25 protein-coding genes and 1 pseudogene are annotated in these 26,492 nt (G+C 35.5%); 20 read left to right on the top strand and 6 right to left on the bottom strand.

Translation table 11 applies throughout. The features are described from left to right. Nucleotides 1-4: 4 nt before the first annotated feature. Nucleotides 5-1,477 carry an APC family permease gene (locus FC37_RS00705; RefSeq protein WP_025005768.1) on the bottom strand — a complete coding sequence of 491 codons (1,473 nt, stop codon included), beginning with the start codon at nt 1,475-1,477 and terminating at the stop codon, nt 5-7. Between the two features lie 226 nt (nt 1,478-1,703). Between FC37_RS00705 and FC37_RS00700 the strand changes: the two genes are divergently transcribed. Then, nucleotides 1,704-3,800 (top strand): putative ornithine decarboxylase, encoded by a 2,097-nt coding sequence (locus tag FC37_RS00700; protein WP_025005769.1) that lies wholly within the window; start codon nt 1,704-1,706, stop codon nt 3,798-3,800. 15 nt (nt 3,801-3,815) lie between these two features. Next, nucleotides 3,816-5,075, top strand: coding sequence for a methionine gamma-lyase family protein (locus tag FC37_RS00695; RefSeq protein ID WP_014918875.1), 1,260 nt, complete (start codon nt 3,816-3,818; stop codon nt 5,073-5,075). 64 nt (nt 5,076-5,139) lie between these two features. Here the strand turns inward: FC37_RS00695 and FC37_RS00690 are convergent, their stop codons facing one another. Continuing rightward, nucleotides 5,140-5,823 carry a potassium channel family protein gene (locus tag FC37_RS00690; RefSeq protein ID WP_025005770.1) on the bottom strand — a complete coding sequence of 228 codons (684 nt, stop codon included), beginning with the start codon at nt 5,821-5,823 and terminating at the stop codon, nt 5,140-5,142. After that, nucleotides 5,816-7,156, bottom strand: coding sequence for a TrkH family potassium uptake protein (locus FC37_RS00685; RefSeq protein ID WP_025005771.1), 1,341 nt, complete (start codon nt 7,154-7,156; stop codon nt 5,816-5,818). Before FC37_RS00685 ends, FC37_RS00690 begins: the two co-directional genes overlap by 8 nt. Nucleotides 7,157-7,252: 96 nt before the next feature. On the opposite strand from FC37_RS00685, the gene recQ reads away from it, so the two are divergent. Both recQ and FC37_RS00675 read left to right on the top strand, forming a co-directional pair. Then, a complete protein-coding gene (gene recQ, locus FC37_RS00680) occupies nt 7,253-9,025 on the top strand; it encodes a DNA helicase RecQ (RefSeq protein WP_025005772.1) in 1,773 nt (590 codons plus the stop codon). A 92-nt stretch (nt 9,026-9,117) separates the two neighbouring features. After that, on the top strand, nt 9,118-9,567 hold the full coding sequence (locus FC37_RS00675) for a flavodoxin family protein (RefSeq protein WP_025005773.1): 450 nt from the start codon (nt 9,118-9,120) through the stop codon (nt 9,565-9,567). Between the two features lie 230 nt (nt 9,568-9,797). Here the strand turns inward: FC37_RS00675 and FC37_RS00670 are convergent, their stop codons facing one another. Further along, nucleotides 9,798-10,430, bottom strand: coding sequence for a phosphatase PAP2 family protein (locus tag FC37_RS00670; protein WP_025005774.1), 633 nt, complete (start codon nt 10,428-10,430; stop codon nt 9,798-9,800). Nucleotides 10,431-10,530: 100 nt separating this feature from the next. On the opposite strand from FC37_RS00670, the gene FC37_RS00665 reads away from it, so the two are divergent. From FC37_RS00665 to FC37_RS00645, 5 genes are all read left to right on the top strand, one after another. After that, nucleotides 10,531-11,145 carry a sugar O-acetyltransferase gene (locus tag FC37_RS00665; protein ID WP_025005775.1) on the top strand — a complete coding sequence of 205 codons (615 nt, stop codon included), beginning with the start codon at nt 10,531-10,533 and terminating at the stop codon, nt 11,143-11,145. A 124-nt stretch (nt 11,146-11,269) separates the two neighbouring features. Further along, complete coding sequence (locus FC37_RS00660) at nt 11,270-12,367, top strand: serine hydrolase domain-containing protein (protein WP_025005776.1); 1,098 nt, start codon at nt 11,270-11,272, stop codon at nt 12,365-12,367. 66 nt (nt 12,368-12,433) lie between these two features. Further along, complete coding sequence (locus FC37_RS00655) at nt 12,434-13,261, top strand: PfkB family carbohydrate kinase (RefSeq protein WP_056945440.1); 828 nt, start codon at nt 12,434-12,436, stop codon at nt 13,259-13,261. Then, nucleotides 13,261-13,818 (top strand): ECF transporter S component, encoded by a 558-nt coding sequence (locus tag FC37_RS00650; RefSeq protein ID WP_025005777.1) that lies wholly within the window; start codon nt 13,261-13,263, stop codon nt 13,816-13,818. Before FC37_RS00655 ends, FC37_RS00650 begins: the two co-directional genes overlap by 1 nt. An 80-nt stretch (nt 13,819-13,898) precedes the next feature. Continuing rightward, nucleotides 13,899-15,104: a L,D-transpeptidase family protein gene (locus FC37_RS00645; protein WP_025005778.1), complete on the top strand. Its 1,206-nt coding sequence runs from the start codon at nt 13,899-13,901 to the stop codon at nt 15,102-15,104. A gap of 53 nt (nt 15,105-15,157) precedes the next feature. Here FC37_RS00645 and FC37_RS00640 read toward each other — a convergent pair. Further along, a pseudogene (locus FC37_RS00640) lies at nt 15,158-16,423 on the bottom strand (MATE family efflux transporter). A 158-nt stretch (nt 16,424-16,581) separates the two neighbouring features. Between FC37_RS00640 and pepT the strand changes: the two are divergent. The 11 genes from pepT (at nt 16,582) to FC37_RS00585 (ending at nt 25,677) form a co-directional block, all read left to right on the top strand. Then, complete coding sequence (gene pepT / locus FC37_RS00635; protein ID WP_025005779.1) at nt 16,582-17,868, top strand: peptidase T; 1,287 nt, start codon at nt 16,582-16,584, stop codon at nt 17,866-17,868. A 5-nt stretch (nt 17,869-17,873) separates the two neighbouring features. Next, entirely contained in the window at nt 17,874-18,086 is a 213-nt protein-coding gene (locus FC37_RS00630; protein ID WP_025005780.1) for a hypothetical protein, read from the top strand. Next, nucleotides 18,086-18,643, top strand: coding sequence for a Fic/DOC family protein (locus FC37_RS00625; protein WP_025005781.1), 558 nt, complete (start codon nt 18,086-18,088; stop codon nt 18,641-18,643). Before FC37_RS00630 ends, FC37_RS00625 begins: the two co-directional genes overlap by 1 nt. 224 nt (nt 18,644-18,867) lie before the next feature. Further along, the gene (locus FC37_RS00620) at nt 18,868-19,218 is read left to right on the top strand and encodes a hypothetical protein (RefSeq protein ID WP_003628488.1); all 351 of its coding nucleotides are present in this window, start codon (nt 18,868-18,870) and stop codon (nt 19,216-19,218) included. Nucleotides 19,219-19,390: 172 nt separating this feature from the next. Continuing rightward, nucleotides 19,391-20,995 carry an ATP-binding cassette domain-containing protein gene (locus FC37_RS00615; RefSeq protein WP_025005782.1) on the top strand — a complete coding sequence of 535 codons (1,605 nt, stop codon included), beginning with the start codon at nt 19,391-19,393 and terminating at the stop codon, nt 20,993-20,995. Continuing rightward, complete coding sequence (locus tag FC37_RS00610) at nt 20,985-22,568, top strand: ATP-binding cassette domain-containing protein (RefSeq protein WP_025005783.1); 1,584 nt, start codon at nt 20,985-20,987, stop codon at nt 22,566-22,568. Before FC37_RS00615 ends, FC37_RS00610 begins: the two co-directional genes overlap by 11 nt. 6 nt (nt 22,569-22,574) lie before the next feature. Further along, entirely contained in the window at nt 22,575-23,315 is a 741-nt protein-coding gene (locus tag FC37_RS00605) for a DUF4097 family beta strand repeat-containing protein (RefSeq protein WP_025005784.1), read from the top strand. 12 nt (nt 23,316-23,327) lie between these two features. Then, nucleotides 23,328-23,705, top strand: coding sequence for a DUF1304 domain-containing protein (locus FC37_RS00600; protein WP_025005785.1), 378 nt, complete (start codon nt 23,328-23,330; stop codon nt 23,703-23,705). A gap of 119 nt (nt 23,706-23,824) precedes the next feature. Then, on the top strand, nt 23,825-24,376 hold the full coding sequence (locus FC37_RS00595) for a hypothetical protein (protein ID WP_025005786.1): 552 nt from the start codon (nt 23,825-23,827) through the stop codon (nt 24,374-24,376). 8 nt (nt 24,377-24,384) lie between these two features. Next, the gene (locus FC37_RS00590; RefSeq protein WP_236697250.1) at nt 24,385-24,834 is read left to right on the top strand and encodes a hypothetical protein; all 450 of its coding nucleotides are present in this window, start codon (nt 24,385-24,387) and stop codon (nt 24,832-24,834) included. Between the two features lie 276 nt (nt 24,835-25,110). Continuing rightward, nucleotides 25,111-25,677, top strand: coding sequence for a Fic family protein (locus FC37_RS00585; RefSeq protein ID WP_236697249.1), 567 nt, complete (start codon nt 25,111-25,113; stop codon nt 25,675-25,677). 129 nt (nt 25,678-25,806) lie between these two features. Here FC37_RS00585 and FC37_RS00580 read toward each other — a convergent pair whose 3' ends face one another. Further along, on the bottom strand, nt 25,807-26,388 hold the full coding sequence (locus FC37_RS00580) for a hypothetical protein (protein ID WP_025005788.1): 582 nt from the start codon (nt 26,386-26,388) through the stop codon (nt 25,807-25,809). Nucleotides 26,389-26,492 lie beyond the last annotated feature (104 nt).

Raw genomic sequence — 26,492 nt, 5'->3', positions numbered from 1 at the left:
TTTATTATATATTCATTTCACGTTTTTCTTCGCGCTTACGTAGCCATGGAAGCAAGAATCCTAAACCGAAGAGAACAATTACCGTAATGATATTCATAAGTAATTGGTGGTTAAATGCAGCACTACCAAATGTTGCCTCAGCTTCTTGAGGAATGAATCCTAAAGTTGCACAGATGAAAGTGAAGATCAAGCACCACCAGCCCATAATTAGAGCACCAGTCTTGTTTTTGATAAAGACATAATCTGAATGGAACTTTTCTTGGTGCATGCGAAGCATAACAAAGGCGAAGAATACCCAGCAGGTCTTGTATGGTGAAATAATACCGTTAATATTTAACAACCAGTTATAAATTGAGTTGATGTTTGGCAAAGTACCAGTAAGTAAAAGCAAGAATAAAGCCAAGCCACAGGTCAAAGTGTAAGAGTGAACTGGACGACCAGTCTTGTCCTTTTTACCAGTAAGCCATTTAGGCATGTATCTGTCGGCAACGTCACCAGCAAATACACGACTTGAAGCATCAAGTAAAACAGCAAGTTGGGCCATCATGAAGATAGCTTGAACGACTGCAAAGATGTACATTAAGACCTTGCCCCAGCCTAAACTTTCACCTAAAAGTTGGAAAGCGTAGTAAGGACCATTCATCTTGAAGTCATGTGGGATGTGGTGTGCGTTAAAGAACATTGCTAAAGCTAGGGTACCAAAGATAGTTAAGAAACCAGTCATTAATGCCAACATCCACATTGCTTTAGGAAATTCGTGCTTAGGATCACGCATTTGCACAATGTAAGGAGCAGCAAGTTCAGCACCGGACATAGCAAAAATTAATAATCCGGTGGTAGAGAAGTAACGCAAACTAAATGATGGTTTGAATGCACCCCAGTTAAATGGTTGCGTGGCAATATGATGACCATGCATTACTGCCCAAACAGCAAGTAAAACAAAGAGCATGGACATGATGAACATTGCACCACCACCGATTAATGAGAGCAGTTCAAGTGAATTCTTAATGGCATTTTCAATCAAGATAAAGACTAAAATGATTACGAAAGTAAGAATTCCAAACCAGAAAGTAGACATATGCTTGTCTAGCGTGTTGTTTCCTAGAATAATCCAGGAGAATGACACGATGACTGAGTTAGAAACGTCAACTAAGTATGGTACAGTTTGAACCCAATACATCCAAGAAGTCCAGTAACCGAGAGTGTCATTAGATGAATGACGTACCCATGATGCTAAACCTCCGGCCTGATCTGTAAACGTTAATCCCATTTGACTGGACATAAGAGCATAAGGAATAACGTAGGCAAATAAAAGGAAAATCCAAGATACAACTACAGATAACCCTTGGTTTTGAAATGGATAGAAGATGTTTTCAAAACTGATGATAGTAACAAAGTCGATTAATGCGATGACCGGCCAGCTCATATAATGTTTTTTGCCGGGCTCAAAATTAATGGTTTCTATTTCCTCTGACATAAAAATATTTTCCTCCAAGTATTTATTCAATTACATTTAAATATCTTTATGTTCAGGGGGCGAACAGGGCAAGTGCACTTGTTTAAAACCTCCAATATTTATATAATATGTACCGTAATTTGTGAAGTGATTCAGAAACTACATAATACTGTAAAAAGATTATAAAGAATTATTTAAGTTTTGCAACTTGAATTCGTAATTTGTAATAAAAATGGAAAGGAAAAGCATGGATTTTTTGAAAATAGCGTTCGGAAGCGGCGTTAATTTAAGCAAAATAAAAAATTGGGAATCAGTTCCTATTGATCGAGTTAAAAATAGTGCAGAAATAGCTGCAATTGTAATTCAAAATAAAGATCCTAATGCGCAAAAGCAAGCCCAAGCGTTAAGAGATCAATCTGGCTTTTCTATTCCAATAATTGAAGTTGATAGGCAAGTTTCAACAGCTGATCGAGAAAAAATTGTTGATCTGGCAAAAAATTATGAACAGAAAATGGTGCCAGGTTTTTTGACTGATCTAATTAATTTTGCGCAGGCAAAACCGATTAGTTTTACTACCCCAGGTCACCATAATGGTCAGTATTATGATAAGCATCCAGCAGGTGTTGTTTTCAATAAGTTCTTTGGTAAGAATTTAATGTTTGCTGATACTAGTGATACTGTGCCTCAGCTGGGTGATACTATGACTCATGCAGGTACACCACTTGATGCTGAAAAATTAGCTGCAAAAACTTATCATGCAGATAAGGTTTACTTCTGTACTAACGGTACAACTAGTGCTAATTCAATTTGTGCCAGCGCACTTTTATCTGAAGGGGATTTGGTTTTATTTGATCGTAATAACCACAAGTCCTTGTATAACAGCGCATTGGTCATGAGCGGTGCTAAGCCGGTTTACATTTCAACTGATCGTAATGCTTTGGGGCTGATTGGTGAGATGGATCCCGACTTTTTGACTGAAGACAAAATTAGAGCTGAAGTAGCAAAAGTTGATCCAGAAAAAGCCAAGGCTAAGCGTCCATTTAGATTAGCAATAGTGCAGGCAGAAACCTATGATGGCGTATTCTATGATGCAAAATGGATTGTAGATCGAATTGGTAAACTTTGCGATTATATTTTGTTTGACTGTGCTTGGGGCGGGTTTGAAGAATTTGTACCAATTATGAGACACTTGTCACCGCTTCTTTTAAATCTGGGACCAGATGATCCGGGAATTTTAGTAACTCAATCCTTGCATAAACAACAAGCAGGGATGGCTCAAGCTTCACAAATTTTGAAAAAGGATTCGCATATTAAAGGGCAAAAGCGTTATGTGGACCACAAACATTTCAATCATGCTTATTTGAAGTTTGTTACTTCTTCATATGCATATCCGTTATATGCATCCCTTACAGTAAATTCCTATGTCACTGCTGGTGAAGGAAACAAAAAGTGGTGGGCAGACACCCTACGCATGGGCATTGAATGGCGCCACAAGTTATTAAAGCAATCTAAATTGTTTAAGCCATTAGTACCTGACAATTTTGCTGAAATTCCTACTACTGATTTAATGAATGAAGCTAAATACTGGAACATGAGTCAAGATGACGATTGGCATGGCTTTAGAAAAATGGGCAGTGGTGAAGCTATGATCGATCCACTCAAGATTACAGTTAAAACTCCGGGCATTGATGTCAAAAATGCTAAGTATGAAGAAACCGGTATTCCTGGTGCGGTAGTTGCAGAATTTTTAATGGAAAATCATATTATTCGTGCCAAAAATGATTTGAATTCTTTGCTGTTTCTTCTAACACCTGGTGATTCACAAGAAGAATTAGATACTTTGCTGGATGCCTTCTTAAAATTTGAAAAGTATTATGATGAAGATGCTTTGGTAAAGGATGTTTTACCATTTTTATATCAAGAATATCCTGAGCGTTATCATGGTTATACGTTGAAGCAGCTCTGCCAGGAAATGCATGAGTATTATAAAGAAAATAAAACTTTTGTCCTGCAGCAAGAGTTGTTTGCTAAGCCTAATATGCAAAATTACCAAATGACACCGGCTGAAGCTGACCAACTCTTTAAGAAAGATCAAACAGAATTAGTTGATCTTGAAGATGTAGTGGGCAGAACGGCAGCTGAGGGTGCCTTGCCATATCCACCAGGAGTCTTTATCGTTGCACCAGGTGAAAAGTGGGGAGAGATCGATCAAAAATACTTTGAAGTTTTGGCTCATGCGATTGAAAAATTTCCAGGCTTTGTACCAGAAATTCAGGGCGTTTACTTAGAACCACAAGAAGATGGCAGCATAAAAGTGCAAGCTGAAGTTATCAAGGATAGATAAATTAAGGAGTAAGAAATGAGTTTTTCATGGAAAGAAAATTTACCACAAGAATTAAGTGATAAAGTTACTAAAGTAGAAAAAATGATCCAACCTCGCATTGATGAGATTGATGAACAAGTTTTATATAATCAACAACGTGTACTTGATTTGTTTAGAAAGCATCATGTTGGTGAAGAAGATCTCGTGCCTTCAACTGGTTATGGTTACGACGACATTGGCCGTGACAAGATCGAAGATATTTATGCCGATTATTTCAAGACTGATGATGCCTTAGTTAGACCACAATTCGGTTCAGGTACTCATGCCATCACTGTCGGTCTCTTTAGTATGTTGCGCCCAGGCGATACTCTTTACTATTTGACAGGTACCCCGTACGACACAATCCAAGAAGTAATTGGTCTTGCTGGTAATAAACCAGGCAACATGAAGGAATGGGGCATCAATTTCAAGACAACTGAATTAAAGAATGGCGAAGTTGACTATGAAAATGCTAAAAAAGATTTGCAAGACAAGTCAATTAAAGTAGTAGCCATTCAAAGATCTTTGGGTTATGCAACTCGTAAAACTTTTACTATGGACAAAATCAAAAAGATGCTTAAGTTCATCAAGGAAGTTCGTCCTGATGTTAACATCTTTATTGATAACTGCTATGGTGAATTTTCTGAATGTGAAGAACCAACTTTCTACGGCGCAGATATGATGGCAGGTTCACTTTACAAAAATGCGGGTGCTGGTTTAGTAAAGGGTGGCGCATTCTTAGTTGGTCGTCAAGACTTAATCGATGGAGCAGGTTCGCGTTTAACTGTTCCTGGTGCTGGTAAAGGTGAAGGCGCAACTTGGGGCTATTTACGTGATATCTACCAAGGATTCTTCATGGCACCACATACAACTGGTGAGGCACAAAAAGGAATGGTCTTTACAGCTGCATTGTTAGAAGAAATGGGGATGCAAGTATCACCAAAGTGGAGTGATCCACGAAGCGACATTGTGCAAACCGTAACCTTTGGTAAACCAGACCCAATGGTTAAATTCTGTGCGGCTATTCAACATTACTCACCAATGAACTCATTTGTTGATCCAATTCCATATCACCAAGATGGTTATGAAGATGAAGTTGTCATGGCATCAGGTTCATTTGTCGAAGGTTCAACTATTGAACTTTCTTCAGATGGTCCACTTCGTGATCCATACATGCTTTATATTCAAGGCGGTTTGTCTTATGCACATGATAAAATTGCGATTACGCATGCCGTTGAAGAAACCTTTTATAAGTAAATAAAGTTTTGACCAAATTAAAAGGCCTTGAGAAATTCTCAAGGCTTTTTGTAATGCTCTATATTTATTTATCTTCTTGTAAAATTTCATTAATCTTCTGCACGGCTTCATTTGACCCTATCAAAGTGATCCGATCATGCGGATTAATAATGTCAGTAGCAAGAGGAACTTGATTCAATTTACCATTATGAGTGATGCCGATGATGTTCACATCGTAATTTTTACGGAAGTCCAAGTCACCTAATGATTTGTTAAAAAAGCTAGGGTTTTCAACGCTAACTTCGACTAAAGATACGTTTTTAGAAAGATTGAAATAGTTGACGACATTAGGATGAAGCTGATGAAAAATCAATTGTCTGGCCATATCTTGTTCAGGTTCAATGACGTGATCAGCTCCGATCTTTTCTAGAACTAAACGGTGATTATGATTATTAGCTCGGGTAGTAACATCTGGTGCACCAATCTTTTTAGCTAACATAGTAGTGATAATACTACCTTCCACGTTTTCGCCCATAGTAACGAAAACGTGATCAAAAGAACCGATATCAAGATCACGTAATTCCTCTTCATCAGTAGCGTCAGCAATTACAGCATGTGTAACCAAATGAGCGACATCATTAACGACCTCTTCATTTGAATCTACTACTAAAACATCTTGATCAGCTTGTAAAAGCGCCATGGTCAGTGCCATGCCAAACTTTCCTAAACCAAAAACTACAAAACTTTGTTGTTGATGTAAATTAGCCAATGATAATTTCCTCCTCTGGGTAACGATAACTTTGTTTAGCAGGATGAGATTTGAAAATAGAATACATAAAAGTATAAATGCCAACTCGTCCGATAAACATTAAAGCAATAATAATAATTTTTCCAAATAAATTAAGGTGTGGAGTAAGACCGAGAGTTAATCCAACGGTACCAAATGCAGAAACTGCTTCAAAAACTGCTTCGATAATGCCATTATGAGGTGAGAGTGGTTGCGTCATAGTTAGCAATAGTGTCGCAAAAATAATTAATAAAATTGCAGAGCAAAATAGGGTTAGGGCACGATTAATATTATTACGAGTGAAGCGACGATGAGAAAATGATGCTTCTTTTCCAGTAAAGGTTGCTAAACTCTGTAAGAATAAAATCCCTATTGTTGACGTTTTAACACCACCCGCAGTAGATCCAGGAGCTCCACCAATGAACATTAAGATAATAGTAATTACAATGCTAGCTGCACTAAGCTTAGTATAAGGAATTGAAGCAAAACCAGCTGTTCTTGGCGTTACTGCTAAAAATAATGTGTTGAAAAATCTCTGAACAGCGTTGAGATTGCCATCAAATTGTTTAAGATTTTGTTCACTAATTAAGAAACCGATTATTGATAATATTAAAATAATTATGCCAACTGTTAATACCAATCGAGTATGTAAGGTAAGCTTATGATGAATGTGATATGTTAACAAGTCACGCCATACTAAGAAACCAAATGAACCAGCACCGATTAAAAGCATAATAATAGTTAGAAAATAGGGATTATTATTAAACTGTTCAAGAGATGGTCCGAATAAATCAAATCCTGCATTACAGTAAGCTGTTACCGAATGAAAGATGCTATACCAAATACCTTTTCCTATCCCTAATCGCGGCTTTAAAGCGATAAAGAGTAATATTGCCCCTATCAGTTGAACGACCAAGGAAAGTTTAATAATCAATTGTACTATTCGAAGTTGAGAAGGACGATTAAGGTTTAATGCTTCTCCAGTTAGCATTCTTGCGCCTAAGCTCATTCGTTGATGAGCAAAATTACTGAGCATAACTGCAAAAGTCATGAACCCTAAACCGCCCACTTCGACCAGAATCATGATAATTAATTGACCAAAGAATGACCATTGTGTTGCTGTTGTAACTGTACTCAATCCTGTAACACAAACCGCTGAAGTAGCAGTAAAAAGTGCATCAGAATAATTAGTTGTTTGTCCTACTTTATTTGCAAAAGGTAGTGATAATAAAATGCTTCCGATAATTATCAGAGTTAAAAAACCAATAGTTAAAGCGAGTGAGAATGTGATACGTCGATGAAAAAGATGTATCAATTTTTTTCCTTCTTTCTTACATATAATACTTCAATTATAATCCTTGATGGACTCTGCTAAAATAAAGAAAATGTTTCAAATAAGTTAGGAAAATTTATGAATCCAGAACAAATTTTAAAACAAACTTTTGGCTATTCTAGTTTTCGTCCCGGTCAAAAGAAAGTAATTGATTTAATTTTAAATAGAAAAAATGTCTTGGCAGTTATGCCAACAGGTGCAGGTAAATCGCTTTGCTATCAAGTTCCTGCTTTAATGAATCCTGGTATTACGCTGGTTATTTCACCGTTAATTTCTTTAATGAAAGATCAAATTGATTCTCTAAAACAAAATGGTATTAACGCCGCGGCATTGAATTCAACCACCCCGCAAGAAGAAGTAAATCCTATTTTACGTCAGGCATATGAGGGAAAAATCAAACTAATTTATATTACGCCTGAGCGTTTGACGATGGATTATTTTAGATATCAGCTTAACTTCTTGGATGTTGATTTAGTCGCAGTGGATGAAGCGCACTGTATTTCACAGTGGGGCCACGATTTTCGCCCGGCTTATAGACAAATTTTTGAAGGAATTAATTCTCTTAAAAGTAAGCCGAATATTTTAGCATTGACGGCAACCGCCACTCCAGCAGTTCAAGATGATATTGGACAACAGTTAAATATCCAACGAGAGAACTTTATTATTACTTCATTTGCTCGTCCCAATATCAGTTTTAAGGTGGTTAATTCTCCGCAAAATACTCAGCTTTACATTGCGCAATACATTAAGGCTCATCCTGATGAAGCCGGGATTATTTATACTAATACTCGTAAAAAAGTTGAATCTTTAACGGATTATCTTGCTAAAAAAGAAATTTCAGTAGGCGCTTATCATGGCGGGATGAATGCAAAAGAAAGATCACAAGTGCAAGAGGCGTTTCAATTTGATGAATTTCAAGTAATTGTGGCGACCAACGCTTTTGGTATGGGAATTGATAAAAGTAATGTCCGCTTTGTAGTTCATGCATCAAGTGCTCGCAACATTGAAAGCTATTATCAAGAAGCTGGTCGAGCCGGCCGAGATGGTGAAGAAAGTGAAGCAGTGATGATTTACCATCCAGGGGATTTGCACCAGTATCGCTATTTTATTGAAGAATCAGATGCAGATCAAAAATATAAGGAATTACAATATCAAAAATTCCAGGCGATTACTGATTACGTAAATACCGGTGAATGTCTGCAACAATTTATTGTGCGCTATTTCGGTCAAGATTGTCCGCCTTGTGGTAAATGTTCAAATTGTCTTAATCAAGGTGATTTGAAAGATATCACTACTGATGCCCAAAAGGTTATTGCGTTAGTTTATGAACTTGATGGACGTTTTGGTAAAAATGTCGTAGCTCAATGTTTAGTTGGTTCGACTAATCAGCGGATGCAGGAAATGCATGCGGAGCAATACGAACATTTTAATAGCTTAAAAGTCAGTCAAAAAGAGGCTGTAAGTTTGATTGACTATTTAATTGCCTCTGGATATTTAAAAATTGAAGGGACAAAATACCCTTTGCTCCATGTAACTAACCGCGGCTGGGATGTTTTAGATGGAAAAGCTATAGTAAAACGGCGGATCAGTAAGATTCAAAAGAAGAAGCAAATTTTTGATGAAGATGAAAATGTGAGTCTATTTGACGCTTTGAGAGAAAAACGCAAAGAACTAGCTAAAAAACAAAGAGTTCCTGCATTTATGATCTTTTCGGATCGTAGTTTACATGATATGGCCAAAATTAAGCCACAAAATGAAAATGATTTTTTAGAGGTAAGTGGTGTTGGTCAAGCTAAATTGAAAAAATATGGTCACACAATGCTTAATGTAATTAGACAATTTATAAATTAATAGGTTATTCTTTTTACATTGGCGGCTATAATTGGTAAATTATGATTATAAGGTTATTTATATCTATAAAATAATTAAAGGAAGGGCTAATTATGGCTAAGAAAACGTTAATTTTGTATTATTCATGGTCGGGCAATACTAAGAAATTAGCAGAAAAGATTCATACTCAAATTTCAGATAGTGATCTTAAGGAAGTCGATGCTGTTGACGGCACTTTTGATGCGGATCAATATAAAACCAATGATATCGCTTTAGATCAAATCCAAGCCAATAGTTTTCCAGATATTAAGCTAGATAATATTGATTTTAATAATTATGATTTAATTTTAATTGGTAGTCCTGTTTGGTCAGGCTATCCAGCAACTCCAATCAAGACCTTATTAGATCAAATGAAGGGATATCAAGGAGAAGTAGCCTCATTCTTTACTTCCGCAGGAGCTAATCGCAAGGCATATGTTAACCACTTTAAAAAATGGGCTAAAGATTTAAATGTGATTGGCGTAGCTGAAAATGACAGTAAAATCACTGAATGGGTAAATTAATTTTAGTTTCAATAAAATCAAAACAAACCACTTTATATTTCTTATTTAATCTGTTATCATAATAGCGGAGCGTGTGATGAGCGCTCCGAGGATGAAAAGGCTAGGCAAGATGTCTCTTATGGCATTTGCTGATAGGAAGAAATTTGAAGGTGTAGAAAAGCCACTAAGGACATTTTCCTTAGTGACTTTTTTTGTGCATAAAAAAACGCTAGAAAACTAGCGTTTTGGTTTTAAAAGTTATTTTTAGAAGTTCTAGGAGTAACTTTATCCCAGATAGCATCGATAATGCCAACCCACATTGCTCCAAGAGCAACAGAGCCACAAACATCTGATGGAAAGTGAGCATAAAGATATACTCTTGAAATCATGACTAAAATCAGCCAAACGATTAATAAAACATTCAACCAAATCTTGGCAGTTCTATTTCTTACTAATGCTGGGATTAAAATCATCATTAACCAAAAGACGATAATTGCCATTCCTAATGTGTGACCACTAGGAAAACTGAAGCCATCATCTACGGCCAAGTGTTGCACAGGGCGGGCACGTTGAATAATGTGTTTTACCACCCATCCAAAAGCATCTGCAGTAATTAAAGTAATTACGATACTAAGCGAAAGAGGGCGTTGCTTTTTAATCCATAAAATAATGGCGATTAAAATCATCCATACTAAATCAACTTTAGTATCTGCTAAAAAAGTAATCTTTTTCATAATGCCTTGTAGATTAGGAATGGTATGAACAATTTGTTCAAAGAAGTTGTCAAAACCATTAATCCAGCTGGCATGAATCATGATTGAGATTGCCAAGATCAAAAAGACAGGCAATCCAATACAAATAGCTGTAATATTTTTCTTTTGCATTTTTTCCTCTTTAATATATTATTTTTTAACAACAGTAACGAGTTTATCATATAATTATTATTAATGATCAAAAAATTAAAAAGAATGCGGAAAAATAATTATGGAAGAAAATACTAAGAACATGCTCGCTGGTAAACCATATCGCCCTGATACCGAAGAATTGGAACATTTTTCTAGTTTGGCACATCGTTTATCACGAGATTATAATTTGACAACTGATGAAGATAAGTTAGAAAGAAAAGCTATTATTGATCGGCTTTTTCCGGATCACGGAGAAGGGGTTTATTTGCAAGGACCGATCGAGGTAGATTATGGTCGCTTTACTAAATTAGGTGATCATTTTTATGCTAATTTTAATTTAACGATTCTGGATACTTGTCCAATTACCATTGGTGATAATGTGATGTGTGGCCCTAATGTTACTTTTGCCACACCTTTGCATCCCTTACTACCTGAACAAAGAAATCCTAGAATGCAAGCAGATGGCAAAATGGCAGATATTGAATATGGTGCACCTATTAAGGTAGGGAATAATTGCTGGTTGGCCAGCAACGTTACTGTTTGTGCAGGAGTGACGATTGGCGACAACTGTGTAATTGGAGCAGGTGCTGTAGTTACGCATGATATTCCAGATAATTCCTTAGCAGTGGGAGTTCCAGCTAAAGTTATCCGCAAAATCACGGAAAAAGATCATTTAGATGACTATCCATATTAAGTATGAATAATTTTTATCTAATCTGTAACTTCACTGAAAAAAATAATTGCTAATATATTTTATAAAGAACTGATCGATTCTGGAGGGAATTAAAACGAAAAAAATTAATTTAAGAAAGGCATTAATTAAAACAGCCGCTTCACTTACTGTGGCTGCCTCTTTACCAATAGGTGGGTTAGCAGCCGCTAATCAAGTAAATGCCGCAAGTTATAATCAAACTGAAATGCGTAGTTTTGTTAGAAGTACACTGGCTAATTATTATGCACGAGGTACTACCGTAATTATTAAAGATGGTCATCCACAACAAATTAGTTATGGCTATGGCTATTATGGCAAGCGTCTTGGTGCTGGAAATAGAAAGGTTGTTTATCCTGTTTGTTCATTGCAAAAGGTAATTACGGCTGCAATGATTACACAATTAATCTATGCCGGAAAGTTTAATCAAGATACTAAAATTTCAACTTGGTATCCTAACTTAAAGGGCTCATCAGATATTACCGTTGGTAATTTGATGACGCACACTTCAGGACTTAAGGCTAGTGACACGGAGGTTAACCGTGGGTCCGTAGTTTCTGAAGCTAGTGCCATCAATTGGGTGGTTGATAAGTTAAATTCTACTAGTCAAAATAAACCAGGCAATTTTTCTTATAATAATACCAACTATATTTTGTTAGCAGGAATTATTCGTCAAGTTACAGGCAAATCATATAAAGATAATGTTAAAGAACGAATTATTAATCCACTTAATTTAAAGAGAACTTACTTCTTGGAAGATGTTCCAGCTGGTATGACTGATGGTATTTCTTATACTTGGAATCAGAAAAATTATCAATGGGCACAATATGTTAAAAAACAACAAGCTTCTCAATTAGTTGGTGCAGGTAATTTGTTCTCTACACCAATGGATTACTACCGTATTCAAGTTGGACTTACAAATGGAAAGATTTTGAATAAAACCGAGTATAATTACATGACTAACTTGAGTTCTAAATCTCCAAATGGTTATTCAGGTGGTATGTATATCAAGAATAACGGTGCCTTGAAGTCAGCATATGGTAACTTATACAACACTCACTTTGGTAATTGGATTCAAATGACATCTGATAATCAAAATGGCTTAATCATGTTTTTAAATCAAACTCAAAATGACGAAAATAGAAACAAAGCAATTGGTTACCAAATTTTAAATCATATCAAACCAAATACATTTAATGCACGTTAAATTTTAATGTTTCCTGCTATTAACTATGTTAAGCTAATAGCAGGATTTTTTGATTGGAGTGAAAAAATGATTGATGGGGGAGTATTAATCAGTCAAGATTTATCATGTATGGGGCAAGTTTCATTGAGTGTTGCCCTGCCAATTTTGGGTGCATGTGGGTTGAAGCCCACTGTATTACCGACTGCAATTTTATCAACGCATACTGGTGGTTTTGGCAATAATACATATTTAGATTTAAGTCATGAAATGACTCAAATCACTAAACATTGGCAAGAATTAGATATAAGTTTTAAAGCAGCATATTTAGGTTATTTAGGTGAAAATGCATTAGATTTTTGGCTGCAAAATAAAGAGTTACTTAGTCAAAAAATTATTTTAATAGATCCGGCGATGGCGGATCATGGCAAAATGTATCGTGGCTTAAGCCAGCAGTATATTGAAAAAATGCGGCAATTGGTTACTAAGGCTACAATTTTAACGCCAAATATGACTGAAGCCGCATTTTTATTAGGAAAAAAAGCTGAAGAGAATTCCATTCAAACGGCTACAAGTTTAGCGCAAGAATTATCGACTAAATTTGATATTCCTAATGTAATTATCACTGGAATAGATTTGTCAGATGAAAAAATCGGAGAAGTGGGCATTACTGAAGGAAAAGAATGGTCACTAACCCAGAGAAGATTGCTAGGAAGCTTCTTTGGTACCGGCGACATTTTTGCGAGTGTCTTTTTAGCGGCATTTATACATCAATATAGTTTAAAAGAAAGTTGCTCTATTGCGGCTGATTTTGTGGAACGAGCTATTTTGAATACTCCTAAGCAAGATCCGCGTTTAGGGCCGAATTATGCGGCAGGATTAAGTTGGCTATTAGAAAAGGTGGGGAATAGAAAATAATGAAAACAGATAAAAATTCTTTACAAGCATTGATTTTTACCGGATTATTTGCAGCAATTATTTATATTGGTATCTGGGTCTTACGAATTCCTGTACCTGCTATGGTAGGTCGACCATTTATTCATTTTGGCAATACTTTGACGGCAGTAGCTATTCTTTATTTGGGTTATCGCAATGGGATGATTGCCGGAATTATTGGTTTAGGTGGTTTTGATTTATTAAATGGTTATGCTGCTACATCATGGCTCACTATGCTTGAAGTTGTTGTGGTTGCGACAGTTTTGAGCTTAATTTTTAAAGGGATGAATTATCAAGATAGTAAGAAGAATATTATCATCTTAGGTATTGTTGCCGGTGTGACTAAGATTTTTACTACATATTGCGTTTCAATTGTTGAAGCATTAATGGTAGGAACGAACTTGCAAGTAGCATATATTGGTGCATTTGTAAGTTTGCCTGCAACCGTAATTAACTCAATTTCAACTGCAATTTGTACGCCAATATTATATTTTGCATTGAAGGATGCGACGAGAGTTATCATGAAAAAAGCCAAATAAAAACATAAGATTTTACACATATGTTCTTGGGTGCTATATTTAAACTATTAGCTTACTTATGGGAATAAAGGTAGAATAGTATGAACGAGGATCTAAAAAGAAAAAATAAACGAAGCAATCTAATCATATTAATGGTTGGTATTTTAGTTGTGGTCAGCATTATTGCAGGTTTTGGTATTCACAATCATCGTGTAGCCAGTCAAGCTGCAGCGGAGAAGTATGCACGAACACACTTTAATCCAAATGTTAAAATCGATGGTGTGAAGGTTGGCAAATTAACTGTTGCTAAGGCAACTGCCAAAGTAAATAAAAAAGCTAAAAATCATGTGCAATTAAGAAATGAAAAATTGGTTTATAGCTATAATACGACCGCACCGACAATCGATGAGGCAGAAACTGAAGCACTGTTTAAAAAGCAACAAACTAAGACGCCTTCAGATCAAGCCTATAATTTTACTACTAAAAATTTAGCTACTGCTAAGAAGAAGTTGAATGCGTTAAAGAAGGCTGAATTGACTTACAAAATTAATGGCAAGAGTTATCAGTTAAAGGCCAAAGATCTTTTAAATGATGTCAGCTACCGAGATGGTAAATATCAATTTGGCAATACATCTAAATTAACTGAAAAATTAAACCAAATTGATAAAGAAGTTTCTACTTTGCATAAAAGCTATAAGTTTACGGTTCCTACTGGTAATAAGGTTAAGGGTAAGACAATTACCATTAAAAATAAGACCTGGGGCTGGGGCGTTTATGTTAAAAAGGCTTGTCGTTTGATCTTACAAGCTTTTGCAGATGGGAAAACCACTTTTGATGGTGCTGATGCAATTTATGGTTTAGGCTATAGTACTTACGCTCATGGTTACGGTAAGAGTAATCATGAAATCGGCAATACTTATGCAGTTGTTTCATTAAAGAAGCAAGAAGTTTGGCTTGTTAGAAAAGGTAAGTTAGCTGCACATTTGGATGATGTAGTTACTGGTACGATGGAAGGTAGCAAGGGTGATCAAACTCCACGTGGTGTTTGGTATATTCACTACAAGGAATCTCCAAGTACTTTGCGTGGTACCAATGACGATGGTTCAAGTTATGCTTCACCAGTTAAATACTGGATGCCATTTACTTTAAGTGGTTGTGGTTTCCATGATGCTAGTTGGAGAACCGATTGGAGTAAGAAAGCCTACTTAAGAGGTGGCTCACATGGCTGTGTCAATGTTAAGCCTAGCGAGATTAGAAAAGTTTGGAATAACATTTCTAAGAATGAACCAGTTATTATTTATGAATAATTGCGATAAAAAAAGACCTGCGGAATATCAAATTCTGCAGGTCTTTTATTGTTTTATTTCTTTAACTTATCTTTTAGATCTAGACTCTTTTTAAACATGAAGTAACCGATAATCCAGGTTAGAATATCACTTGCTGCTTGTGACCAAACGATACCATGATAGCCTAAAGTACTCTTCAAAATTTCTAACACAATGAAATAAATGATGCCCTGACGAGTAATTGCCATAACGAAGGCTCCCCAGGCATTCCCAATTGATTGGAAAACTGTAGTATAAACTAAAATAATTCCAACAAACGGGGTAGTAATAATCGTGGCAATTAACATGTAGCTACCAGCTGAAACAATTGAGGCTTGATTCATAAATAGTGCAGTCACTGGTTTGGCAAAGATGATCAGTAAGCCACCAACGATAATTGCATATGCTACTAAAACTAGAGTATCAAAGCGTAAAATGTCTTTTAATCGTTGCCAGTTTTTAGCACCATAATTATAACCAATCAATGGCTGTGCACCGAAGGCAAAACCAACAATAACTAAAATGACGATGCTATAAATTTTTTGAGTGATTCCCATAGCGGCAACTTTGTTAGCGCCGTATGCGGCAAGAGATGAGTTAAGTAAAGCCATACCGAAACTTTGAGCAAAGTTGGTGATTGAACCCGGAATACCAATGGCAATCACGTTCTTAATATTTTGCCCAGAAATCTTCATAATTTTCGGATTTAAGCTAATGTAATGAGCATTCTTGATGGTGAAAAAGATTAATAATAAATCAGTTACCAAATAGCCAATGATATTAGCTAATCCGACACCGGTTGCGCCCCATTTTAAGCCAAAAAGAAAAATGGGATCAAGAATAATAGATAAAATAGTTCCTATCATTGTGCTGAGCATGGCTTCAAAAGCTAAGCCTTCAGTTCGAATTAAGTTTTGTGGAACTAAAGAAAAGATAATAAAGACAGAACCCAGAGCGATAATCCGATAAAAATCAAAAGCATATGAATAAGTAGATGCTTTGGCTCCTAGAAGGATCAAAATTGGTTTGGCAAAAACTAGAAGTAAAATTGTCAAAATAATACCAACAATCACAGATCCGAATAAACAAAAACTGCTGATTCTTTTGCTTAGATCATAACGCTTTTCACCCAAAAGACGTGAAATTAGACTACTACCGCCAAGTCAGTATTACCAGTCTTAGCTACAAACATCGTGTCAGCTAAGTTATAAATCATTGTGGTAATCATCCCTAGCACCACAGGGAAGGCTAATTTAAAATGGACTATTTTTAATAGGTGCTTTTTCAAATAATTCATCCATAAGTTTTTCCTATTCTCATTCAAATAATTCTTGTCAATTCATTATATTCTTTTTTGAATCTACTTATGGTTGCGATTTGTGAAAAATCCTTTAATTCATAAAAGTAATCTATTATACTGAATACAATATGAAATTAAAATGAAAAGGCGGCGTGAGATATGAGTTTCTATAATTTAAATTACGAACAAAATAAATTTATTCATTATGCTAAGGAAAATACGCGTTCTTTCTTTGAAAATCATGACCAAATTCCATCATCACCTGGTCAAGTTGTATTAGCTAAAGAGTTGGTACAAGAATTAAAAGATATGGGACTCGACGCATATTACAATGATAAAACAGCCTTTGCTATTGGAAAATTAGCTAAAAATACAATTGATGAGGTTACACCGATTGGCTTTTTTGCGCATGTTGATACTGCAGATTTTAATGCTGAAAATATTAAGCCCCAAGTTCATTCTGATTATGATGGAGAAAAGGTTTATTTAGACAAAGATGAAGGAATAGTTCTCGATCCTGCGGAATTTCCGGATTTGTTAAATTTAAAAGGCCAAACATTAATTACTTCAGATGGTCATACTTTATTGGGTGTTGATGACAAAGCTGGCATTGTTGGGGCACTCTCCATGTTACGCTATTTGGTAGAACATCCCGATGCTAAACATGGAGACGTATATATTGCTTTTGGCCCTGATGAAGAAATTGGCTGCGGCGGTAAATATTTTGATCCGCACGATTTTCCTGGCGTAGAATTTGCCTATACTTTAGATAATGGCCGCCCCGGTGATTTTTCTTATGATACCTTTAATGCTTCTGAAGCTACTATTCATATTAAAGGCACCGTTGTGCATCCCGGTGAAGCTTACGGCCTAATGGTCAATGCCACCACATTAATGAACGAATTTTTATCAGCATTACCGCAAGATGAAGTTCCAGAAAAATCACGCAATCATGAGGGCTTTTTCTTAGTTACTGATGCTACAAGCACGGTAGACCATGCGGATATTAGTATGATAATTCGTGATTTTGAATGGGATAAATTCATTGCAAAAGAGAATTTAATTAAAGAAATCGTTCAGAAGCTGAATGAAAAATATGGCAGCGATCGCTTTACTGTTAAGATTCGTCGTCAATATGAGAACATCTATAATGGATTAAAGGATAAGCCATATATCGTCAACTTAGCTTTAGATGCTTATCGCAAGTGTGGTCTGACACCACATGTTCAATCATTTAGAGGCGGTACTGATGGTAACTTTATTACGCCAAAAGGCATTCCGACTCCGAACTTATTCAATGGTGGTGGTAATTATCATGGCCGATATGAATATGTAACCGTAGAACAAATAGATAAATTGGCAGAAGTGTTGACGATGATAATTACAGAGCACTTGCGTCAAAGTCGTGAGGGCAGAGATGAACGCCCACTTGAGAAATATTGGTAGATAAAATGCAAGATTATAAACTAGAAATTGATGTAGATAAACAAACAATCCAAGGAGTAACAATTCCTGATCCCCAAATGTTTCAACAAATTTGTTTTGTAGTAAAGAATAATCACTTAGAGGGTTGGAAGCCGGAAACTAAAGATATTGCACGGTTAGTTGACCAGGCAAATAAGCCAGATCAAAGTATTATTGATGAAATCAATGAGGCATTTTAATGGCAGAAGATTGGATTTCAGTGACTCTTTATCCTAATGGAACAATGAAGAATAAGTTGGGGATTAGGGATGCAGCAGAATTAGCAGACTTGGAATTTCAAATTTCAGCTGAGCGAGAATTATTGCTGTTAAAGGAAAAAGTTAAAGTAGGCCAAATCGAGGACTTAAAGAAAATTCATAAGATAATGTTCTCACCTTTATATGAATGGGCGGGACATTACCGCAAGGGTGATTTTCGTAAAGGAAATACCGTCTTTTTCCCACGTGAACGCTTTGACTACGCCGAAGAGGATATTAACGAAGCTATTTCTAATTTACCGAAAAAAGGACCGTTGACTGCTGAAAATTATGCGAGTTTGATCGACAAGATTAATTTCTTTCATCCCTTTAGAGAAGGCAATGGTCGGAGCACGAGAACTTTTTTGCAACTATTTGCCTTAGAACATGAACAGGCAATCGATTATCCGCTAACAAACGAGGCGATGATCGTGGCAGAAAACGAAGCTGATGTTGCCAAAATTGCATTGCTACTTAAAGTAAAGGCACTTGCTGAATAAAAGATTAAAACCATTTAACAAATCAACAATTTAGAACTACTATAACAGGTGGCTGGATGAGCATCCTTCCTCCTTTAGAAGTGAAATAAGCAATTAAAAAATTTCTTCATTCCATCATCTTGCTAAAGAGCGACAACTGTGTGCGTTTGCCGCTCTTTTTCTTATGAAAATGCGTCGATACAAGTAAAAAATGTTATAGTGGACACGGAAGGAAGAATTTTCAGATGATTGATATATACAATGAGAGTTTAGCAAAATATGCAGATGGAGATCGTCATATCTTTACTGCGAAGTTTCTACGTCCTGACGATCGTAAAGGGATCTTTACTGAGTTAACTGTCGATAATGAAGATAATGTAGTAGTTAAACAAATTGCCCTTCATATGACTAAGGCATTCAAAGACTTAAATCTAGAAGAGGGCGACGTAATTCAATTTGAAGGCATCGTGAAGAAGAATACGCGTGATGAATATACAGTTGAACGTCCTACAAGAGCTGAAAAAATCAGTAGTGCTGATAACAGTGATAGCAAAGTTCACGTTATGGGCAACGATTGGGATTGGTTTGAAAAGTAAAAAAATATCATATTTTTGATGAGAAGCATGTCAAGTTGGCATGCTTTTTTTGCATCTTGGGGTAATTTTTTGACCACTTGGCAAAATTGAGTTGAAAATTAAAAACAGGGGGGTAAAATTAAAAATAAATAAAAATATGATAGTTTCAATAATATGATGGATGTGAGTATGAATGAATATTAAGGGATTTTACGAGATACATAGGGGACGCTTTATCTTAGTCTTCGCCATGGTAACAATCGGCATGGCAATAAACGCTAGTACACAATATTTAATGACGCCAGCCTACAATAATTTGAAAAATTTGAATTTTAGCGGCTTTTTATTCTTTTTAATTCTTTCACAAGTATTAGATTTGATGCGCTTACTTTTAATCTCTGGTTCAGATTATTTATTTAGTCAACAAACACAAAACTATTTGCACAAAATTAGAATAAAAATTAGTCGATTCATTTTTAAAAATAATATTACGGAAACAGCTAAAGTTCAAAATGATTTGAATGCTAATCTTGATCAGTTAACTAAAAATTATGCGACACCACTAAAAAATGTCTACATGTATGCTTTGGATGTGATTTTATCCATTATCATTTTATTCTACTTTAATTGGATTTTAGCTATTTTAACGTTAATTCTGACAATTATCTCATTAGTGTTGCCTAAGCTTTTTGAAAATATGACATCGAAGGCCACTATTCAAGTTACTGAGAAAAACAAATCTCTATTAAATAGTATTGCTAAGTGGATTAATGGACTAGATGAACTTAGAAGATATGCTAGCTTTGATATTTTCAATAGCTCTTTAAATCAATCGACAACAGCGTATAAAAAGGCTGCTATTAAACAAGGACAAACTGTAGCTATTGCGGATGTAGTGAGTGCTGGTTTTAATACTTTTGGTCAGGTAATTTTGATGCTCTTGTGTGGTTATCTCTATTTCCAAGGACAAATTGTTTTTGGTGCTGTGATGACGACGATTGCATTTAGCTCAACTGTGATGAACGGGATTACATATTTAGTTTCAGAGTGGAATTTAATCAAATCAACTAAAGAACTTAATCAAAAAATATCAGCGATGGAGAAGCCTGTACAAATTGCAAAAAATCAACACGGTGATCAAAATATTGCTGAATTAAAAATTGAAAATTTGGGTTTGCATTTTCCTAATGGTGAGAAAATTACTTATCCTGACTTAGAAGTGAAAAAGGGAGAGAAAGTTTTATTGCTGGGTGACAGCGGAACTGGAAAGTCAACTTTGTTTAAGCTGATTTTGGGCAAACTGAAGCCAACTCAAGGCAAAATTTCTTTTGTAGATGAACAGGGAGATTTAAATATTAATTCTGATGAAATTGGCTACGTAGCTCAGGATGGGATTTTATTTCCTGGCAGTATTCAAGACAATATCACAATGTTTGATCCAAAGTTGAATAAGTTAGCAGAAAAAGCTGTTCAGTGGGTTGATCTAAATAAAGACATTGAAAAATTCTCTGCAGGAATCAGGACAGCAGTTGACCTTGATCAAGATAATCTATCTGGAGGGCAAAAACAAAAGATTATTTTGGCTCGTGCTCTGGTTTATCAAACGAAGTGGCTTTTTATTGATGAAGGAACTAGCGCAATAGATAGTGAAGCAACTAAGAAAGTTTTGAAGAACTTGCTTAAAACCGATCTGACTATTGTCATGATTGCTCATAACTTTTCAAATGAATTAATAAATGCCTTTGACCGCAAGATTGTATTAAGCAATGGACAGGCAGGTGAAACAGATGAGCTTTAAAGGATTTATTAAGACTAACTATTTCCGTTTTATTTACATTAATGTTCTTTCCATCTTAGCTGGAGTGGGCGCTATTGGCGGTGGTTATGTTCAGATGTATTGGCTGACTTATGTTAAAGATCATAATTGGTCTGGTGTACTTTGGACCGTTTTAATATTAGGTATCTTTTACATATTTGCACAAGGATTGATTTATTACATTCAATACGAAGTTAGGGTTCAAGAGGAAGAATATAATCAAAAGCTGCGTCAAAAACTTTTTGATCATTACTTCAAAGATGGAAAGTATCATGCAATTGCAGATGTACAAAACAGAATTACTAATGATCTTAACTTGGTAAAAGATAATTATTTTGAGTGGTATATAATTATTCCTTTTTATGGCACGATGTTTGTTGCAGCCTTAGTTGCTTTAATTACTGTGCATTGGTCATTATTTGTTGCTAGTGTTATCTTAGATATTTTTGCTTACTATGTACCGAAATTAGTCCAGAAAAAGATGGAACGGGCAACCGATAATTTATCCAAACAAAATAAGATGTACTTGAATACCTTATCGCAGTGGTTTTCTGGACTTGAAGAAATTAGAAGATATTTTGCCGGGATCAAATTATTTAAGGTGCAAGAGCAAGCAGCTGATAAAGTCGAGCAGGCTCACGTTAAGCAAACTGCAGCACAACAAGAGATGATCATTCTTAACGGTGTATGCAATATTGTCATGCAAATAATTTTGATGGCAATGACAGCTTCTTTGATCACTAAGGGATTGATTATCTTCGGTGCAATTATGTCTGTGCAAAATTTTGCAGCTAATATTTCGATTGGTTTACGGCAAATGTTGCAGGCAATCAGTTATATGAAATCTTCACATAATTTGATGAATAATATTAGTGCAGACACTTTTGAAATTAATGTAGAGAAAAAACATACTACAGCTGCACCCGCAACGATTGCGACACATGATTTAGCCCTCGATTTTCCCAATGGCGAAAGCTTGCGTTTCCCTGATTTAAAAATCAATCAAGGTGAAAAGATCCTTCTAACAGGCGACTCTGGAGCTGGTAAATCCACTTTGTTCAAGCTGATTTTAGGTTCAATTAAGCCAAGTAAGGGAAAAGTTGAATTTAAAGATAAAAAAGGCAACGTGGTCAACCCAGATATGACTAAAATCGGTTATATTCCGCAAGATCCTAACCTTTTCCCTGGGACTATTAAAGACAACATTACGATGTTTAACGATCATTTAGATCAAAAAGTTGCCCAGGTCATTGATGAAGTTAATTTTGCACCCGACATTGCCAAGTTCAAAGACGGCGTTAACGAAAAACTGAATTTGGATAATTTGAATATCTCTGGTGGTCAAAGACAAAAGATCGTGCTAGCCAGAGCTAAAATTCACGATGCCGACATCATCTTGATCGATGAAGGAACCAGCGCCATTGATCAAAAGGCTACGATGAATATATTGCAAAAGTTGGTCAAAGAAAAAGCTACCATTGTCTTTATTGCACATAACTTTAATGAAGGCATGCGGCAGTTGTTTGATCGTGAGATTCACTTAGTTAAGGAGTGATGTAACATGTTTTCTAATAAAAACGATAAAATTGAAAAGGTAGATAAGATCTTAACTAATGAGGCATTTGAGGAACTGCAAGTAGATTTTGCGGATATAAATTTAGCAATTGAATCTGGGGATCATTTTGAGGTTCACTATCATGGCCCAGAAGACAAACAGCCAGTAGTAATACAAAATGAGCAGCAGCTGCGACTTAAGCAGCCTGAAACTGATCGTAAGAATGGTAAATTCTGGCAGAAAGGCTTGTTCAAAATAGAAGTAGTGACAAGCAGTGATGTAGGTAAAGTAAAAATTACTGTTCCAAAAGATCACCAATTACGTGAAGCATATATTGGCCTAGCTAGCGGAGATACGAGAATACAAGATGTTAATTTAGATGAATTGGAATTTAGCTCTGCTAGTGGTGATTTGAAGATTGATAGATTAAAGGTCGCAAAGCTATCGCTGTCCATTGTTTCAGGGGATGCAAAATTAGATCAACTGAAAGTCGATTCTGGTAATGCGGATCTGACTAGTGGTAGTTTTCTTTTAAAGAATAGTCAAATCACGAAAAGTCTTGCAGTTACAACTGTTTCAGGGGATAATCTAATAGAAAATGTTGAAGTTGACCAATGTGACCTGACAACATTGAGTGGTGATAACACTATTTTTGGAGGGAAAGCTACTCATGCGCAAATTGGTAAAGAAACTAATGGTAGCCATTTAAAAATGAGCGCAGTGTCGGGTGACAACATTGTCAAATAGATAGGAGATAGTATGGGAACAGCAGCAACTTTTTTGATGATTGAGATCGCGCTAGTTTTTATTGTCGGAATTGAACATATTGGAATTTGTCTATTAGAAATATTTGGTAAACCAGCTCAGCAAGCCAAGGCCTTTGATATGAGTGAAAATTTTGTTAAGCAAAAAGAAGCTCGTGTTTCGATGGCTAATCAAGGTATTTATAATGGGATGCTGGGATTATTGTTAATCTTGAGTTACTTTGTTTTCCCATTTGGTACAGTGATTAAAGTTTGGCAGTTACTGTTGGGGATGATCATGGTTGTGGCCATCTTTGGTGGTTTTACTGCAACTAAAAAGATTTGGCTGGTGCAGTTGCTTCCTGCTTTAATTGCATTCTTGTTTTTGATTTAACTGAATATTTTTACTAAAAGTCGTATTTGATTTTTTCTTTGATTCAAATACGACTTTTTATTGTTTATTCATCTTATGAGTGTATAATTTTAGAAAAATATAGGGAATCTGGTGGGAAAATGAATGAAGACTTAAGCAAAAAAGAATATATACAAGATGTCTTGATAGTGGCGAGTTTAGTTATTCCAGTAATTGGTTTTGTCATCGCGTTTTGGTTTTTAGTTAAAAATAATCGTGGCTTAGCAAAGAAATATTTTTGGTGCAGTTTGCTAGGGATTGTAATTGCAGGGTTATTGTATTTTGCTAAAAATGGATTTAGTTTGCACAATTCATTGATGAATTTGTCTCTTCATGGTTTTAAATCTGCCTACATTGGTGGAGGATTCATTGTGGCATTTCTGGTTTTTGAATTTGTAGAAGATATTAGCGTTAAGCGAATGGCGATTATCTCATTCATTACTAGTCTGGCGTTTGTTGCAATTAGTGCTTTGCGGATAGAATCGCTAACTAATTTCTTGGCCGCTGTGCCTCAGACTGCTGTATTAATTTTGACCTATGTAATTTTACAAAAGAGAATGAAAAAATGGTTGGCTTTTGCATTAGGTCTGATTATAAGTTTCGTTTGGGTATTGATACTATTTTCAATTGTTGGTGTCTTGTTCAATATTTAAGGGGTGAGATGATGTTTTTAACGAGTGTTTTAACCGGTGGACAGTGGTTTTTGCCGGTTATTGTTGTGTTGGTAGCCGCCGCACTTTTAGCTAGCTATGCCAAGAAGAAAAAGTTAGCTAAGTTAGAAAAAGTATTGAATATCTTAGGTTATGTTTTCATGTTTCTATTAATGGTTATCCTTTGGATAATGTATTATAGAAAAGAGATGGCATTCAGTAGTGCCTTTATCTATACCGCAATAGTCATTTATACGATTATGTCTGAAATACTAAAGAAGTATAAAAATACTTTAAAGGGAAAATATCAGCGAGCAAAAATGGCATTAGCCGGTATCTATGCTGTAGCAATTGGTCTGATGATTTTAGTAGGTGGGCAATTTTCTTCAGCTGCGTGGCTAATTGCAATTATCTTCATAGTAGTAATATGGGTAATTGCTTATGCGATTGAAAAGTCATAGTAAAAAAGCATTAAAGGTTAGAAAATTCTAACTTTTGATGCTTTTTAAATTCGTAATTCTTAGTTTGTTGTTATTGGTTGCGTCGTTTTCTTTTTAGTAGAATATAAACAAGGAGTTATTGATGTATCCTGATAAATTTCACTTAACAAAAGAACAAAATAGACGTTTTGCCAAAAAAGAATTTAGTTAGATTAGTTTTTACAAATTCACGTTTTGAAGGGGTAAATACTATATTACCGCAAACGCAAACGATTATTGATAGCATGAGTCCGGCTGGTGTTATCTATTAATAATTTGAACGTAATTGTTCAATTGAAGTGGGGCTGGCAGTATGTTATTAGGGAAAATAAAGAACTATCGTTAAAAATTGAGCAGAATATTAATCTGTTGGTTGCGAGGTATGATTCGTTAAATCCGGGCAGTTTTAGAACAGGCTCAGTTACTGTAGAACTTGGTAATGATAAAGGTGAATGGAAGCCTCAAGAATTAGATTATCAATCTGAAGTAGATTTTTTTAATAATTTGATGCAAAAAGATACTTCTGTTACAGATAAAGCAATGACGTTAATGTATCATAATATGCGTAATCAACTTTTTGGGGATGGAAATAAAAGAACGGCGATATTAGTAGCGAATAAGTTGATGATAGATCATGGTGCAGGATTGATTAACGTACCATTGGATAAGCGGGATGTTTGGAATAATTTGATCAGTAAATATTATTTGTCCGGCGACATGAAGACACTTAAGGATTGGACTTATGTGAATGGGATTCAAGGTGTGACTTTTGATCATAAGCAAAATTTACCGAAACCTGATATTAATCCTGAAGACTACGAATAAAATGTATAGCAAATATAAAGGTCTCCCAGAAAGACATAAACTTTCTAAGAGACCTTTTATTTATTAGTATCGTGAAATAGCTAAAGAAATTAAATGATTTGTCCAGCCGTTTATTGGTAAAATAGTTTACTATTTCTTTACCTTAGTAAAATCATACTTTCTATATTTAAGTGCAACATTTTTATCCATAAAAATCGCACCGTTGATGACACTAGGATCAGTCCCATAGCTTAAGAAGAGACAATCATGGTTCTTAAATTGACCAGGCTGATAATCCAAGTTCACCAGATCCAAGAAGCCGCGCACTTTTAACGAATTACCTTGAGTATCAATTAGAACAATATTGCCAGAGTATTTTTTATTTTGTTTTTCAGAGTGACGATTCAATTTTAAATTTGGATCGATTTTCTGATAAGTGACATTGCCGTTAACCGTATGCTCAGTAATCACGAGTTTTCTAGCCTTTTTAGAATAAGGATCGCCGCGATACCAGGTACCACGGTACTGGCTAGGTACAGTCGCAAGTTTAAAGCCCTTATATTTTTTATGAATATTAATGCGAGGAGCTTCACTAGATGATTTAGTCTCATGACGTACAATTTTTGAACTACTTGATGATTGTGAACTTGAATTTGATTTTGCTGTTTGCTTATTGCATCCCGTCAATAGCGCAGCGGCCATTACACTGATTAAAACAATCGCTTTTTTCATATTTATTCTCTTTTCTTAAATTTAATCTCAATTATAAAATATCTTTGACGTAAATTGCAATAATAAATTGAACACTTAAGCTGCTTGATAGATATGATCCAATT

The organism is Lactobacillus gallinarum DSM 10532 = JCM 2011, from assembly GCF_001434975.1.
GTDB classification, from domain to species: domain Bacteria; phylum Bacillota; class Bacilli; order Lactobacillales; family Lactobacillaceae; genus Lactobacillus; species Lactobacillus gallinarum.
This window is presented reverse-complemented; position numbering and strand designations above follow the sequence as displayed.

Bases quoted from the DNA above. Each gene is read 5' to 3' on its own strand.
- FC37_RS00580 (WP_025005788.1), bottom strand. From the start codon at position 26,388: ATGAAAAAAGCGATTGTTTTAATCAGTGTAATGGCCGCTGCGCTATTG.
- FC37_RS00665 (WP_025005775.1), top strand. From the start codon at position 10,531: ATGGAAGAAAATACTAAGAACATGCTCGCTGGTAAACCATATCGCCCT.
- FC37_RS00595 (WP_025005786.1), top strand. From the start codon at position 23,825: ATGAATGAAGACTTAAGCAAAAAAGAATATATACAAGATGTCTTGATA.
- FC37_RS00625 (WP_025005781.1), top strand. From the start codon at position 18,086: ATGGCAGAAGATTGGATTTCAGTGACTCTTTATCCTAATGGAACAATG.
- recQ (WP_025005772.1), top strand. From the start codon at position 7,253: ATGAATCCAGAACAAATTTTAAAACAAACTTTTGGCTATTCTAGTTTT.
- FC37_RS00630 (WP_025005780.1), top strand. From the start codon at position 17,874: ATGCAAGATTATAAACTAGAAATTGATGTAGATAAACAAACAATCCAA.
- FC37_RS00610 (WP_025005783.1), top strand. From the start codon at position 20,985: ATGAGCTTTAAAGGATTTATTAAGACTAACTATTTCCGTTTTATTTAC.
- pepT (WP_025005779.1), top strand. From the start codon at position 16,582: ATGAGTTTCTATAATTTAAATTACGAACAAAATAAATTTATTCATTAT.
- FC37_RS00670 (WP_025005774.1), bottom strand. From the start codon at position 10,430: ATGCAAAAGAAAAATATTACAGCTATTTGTATTGGATTGCCTGTCTTT.
- FC37_RS00645 (WP_025005778.1), top strand. From the start codon at position 13,899: ATGAACGAGGATCTAAAAAGAAAAAATAAACGAAGCAATCTAATCATA.
- FC37_RS00620 (WP_003628488.1), top strand. From the start codon at position 18,868: ATGATTGATATATACAATGAGAGTTTAGCAAAATATGCAGATGGAGAT.
- FC37_RS00700 (WP_025005769.1), top strand. From the start codon at position 1,704: ATGGATTTTTTGAAAATAGCGTTCGGAAGCGGCGTTAATTTAAGCAAA.
- FC37_RS00615 (WP_025005782.1), top strand. From the start codon at position 19,391: ATGAATATTAAGGGATTTTACGAGATACATAGGGGACGCTTTATCTTA.
- FC37_RS00655 (WP_056945440.1), top strand. From the start codon at position 12,434: ATGATTGATGGGGGAGTATTAATCAGTCAAGATTTATCATGTATGGGG.
- FC37_RS00695 (WP_014918875.1), top strand. From the start codon at position 3,816: ATGAGTTTTTCATGGAAAGAAAATTTACCACAAGAATTAAGTGATAAA.
- FC37_RS00705 (WP_025005768.1), bottom strand. From the start codon at position 1,477: ATGTCAGAGGAAATAGAAACCATTAATTTTGAGCCCGGCAAAAAACAT.
- FC37_RS00605 (WP_025005784.1), top strand. From the start codon at position 22,575: ATGTTTTCTAATAAAAACGATAAAATTGAAAAGGTAGATAAGATCTTA.
- FC37_RS00600 (WP_025005785.1), top strand. From the start codon at position 23,328: ATGGGAACAGCAGCAACTTTTTTGATGATTGAGATCGCGCTAGTTTTT.
- FC37_RS00675 (WP_025005773.1), top strand. From the start codon at position 9,118: ATGGCTAAGAAAACGTTAATTTTGTATTATTCATGGTCGGGCAATACT.
- FC37_RS00590 (WP_236697250.1), top strand. From the start codon at position 24,385: ATGATGTTTTTAACGAGTGTTTTAACCGGTGGACAGTGGTTTTTGCCG.
- FC37_RS00650 (WP_025005777.1), top strand. From the start codon at position 13,261: ATGAAAACAGATAAAAATTCTTTACAAGCATTGATTTTTACCGGATTA.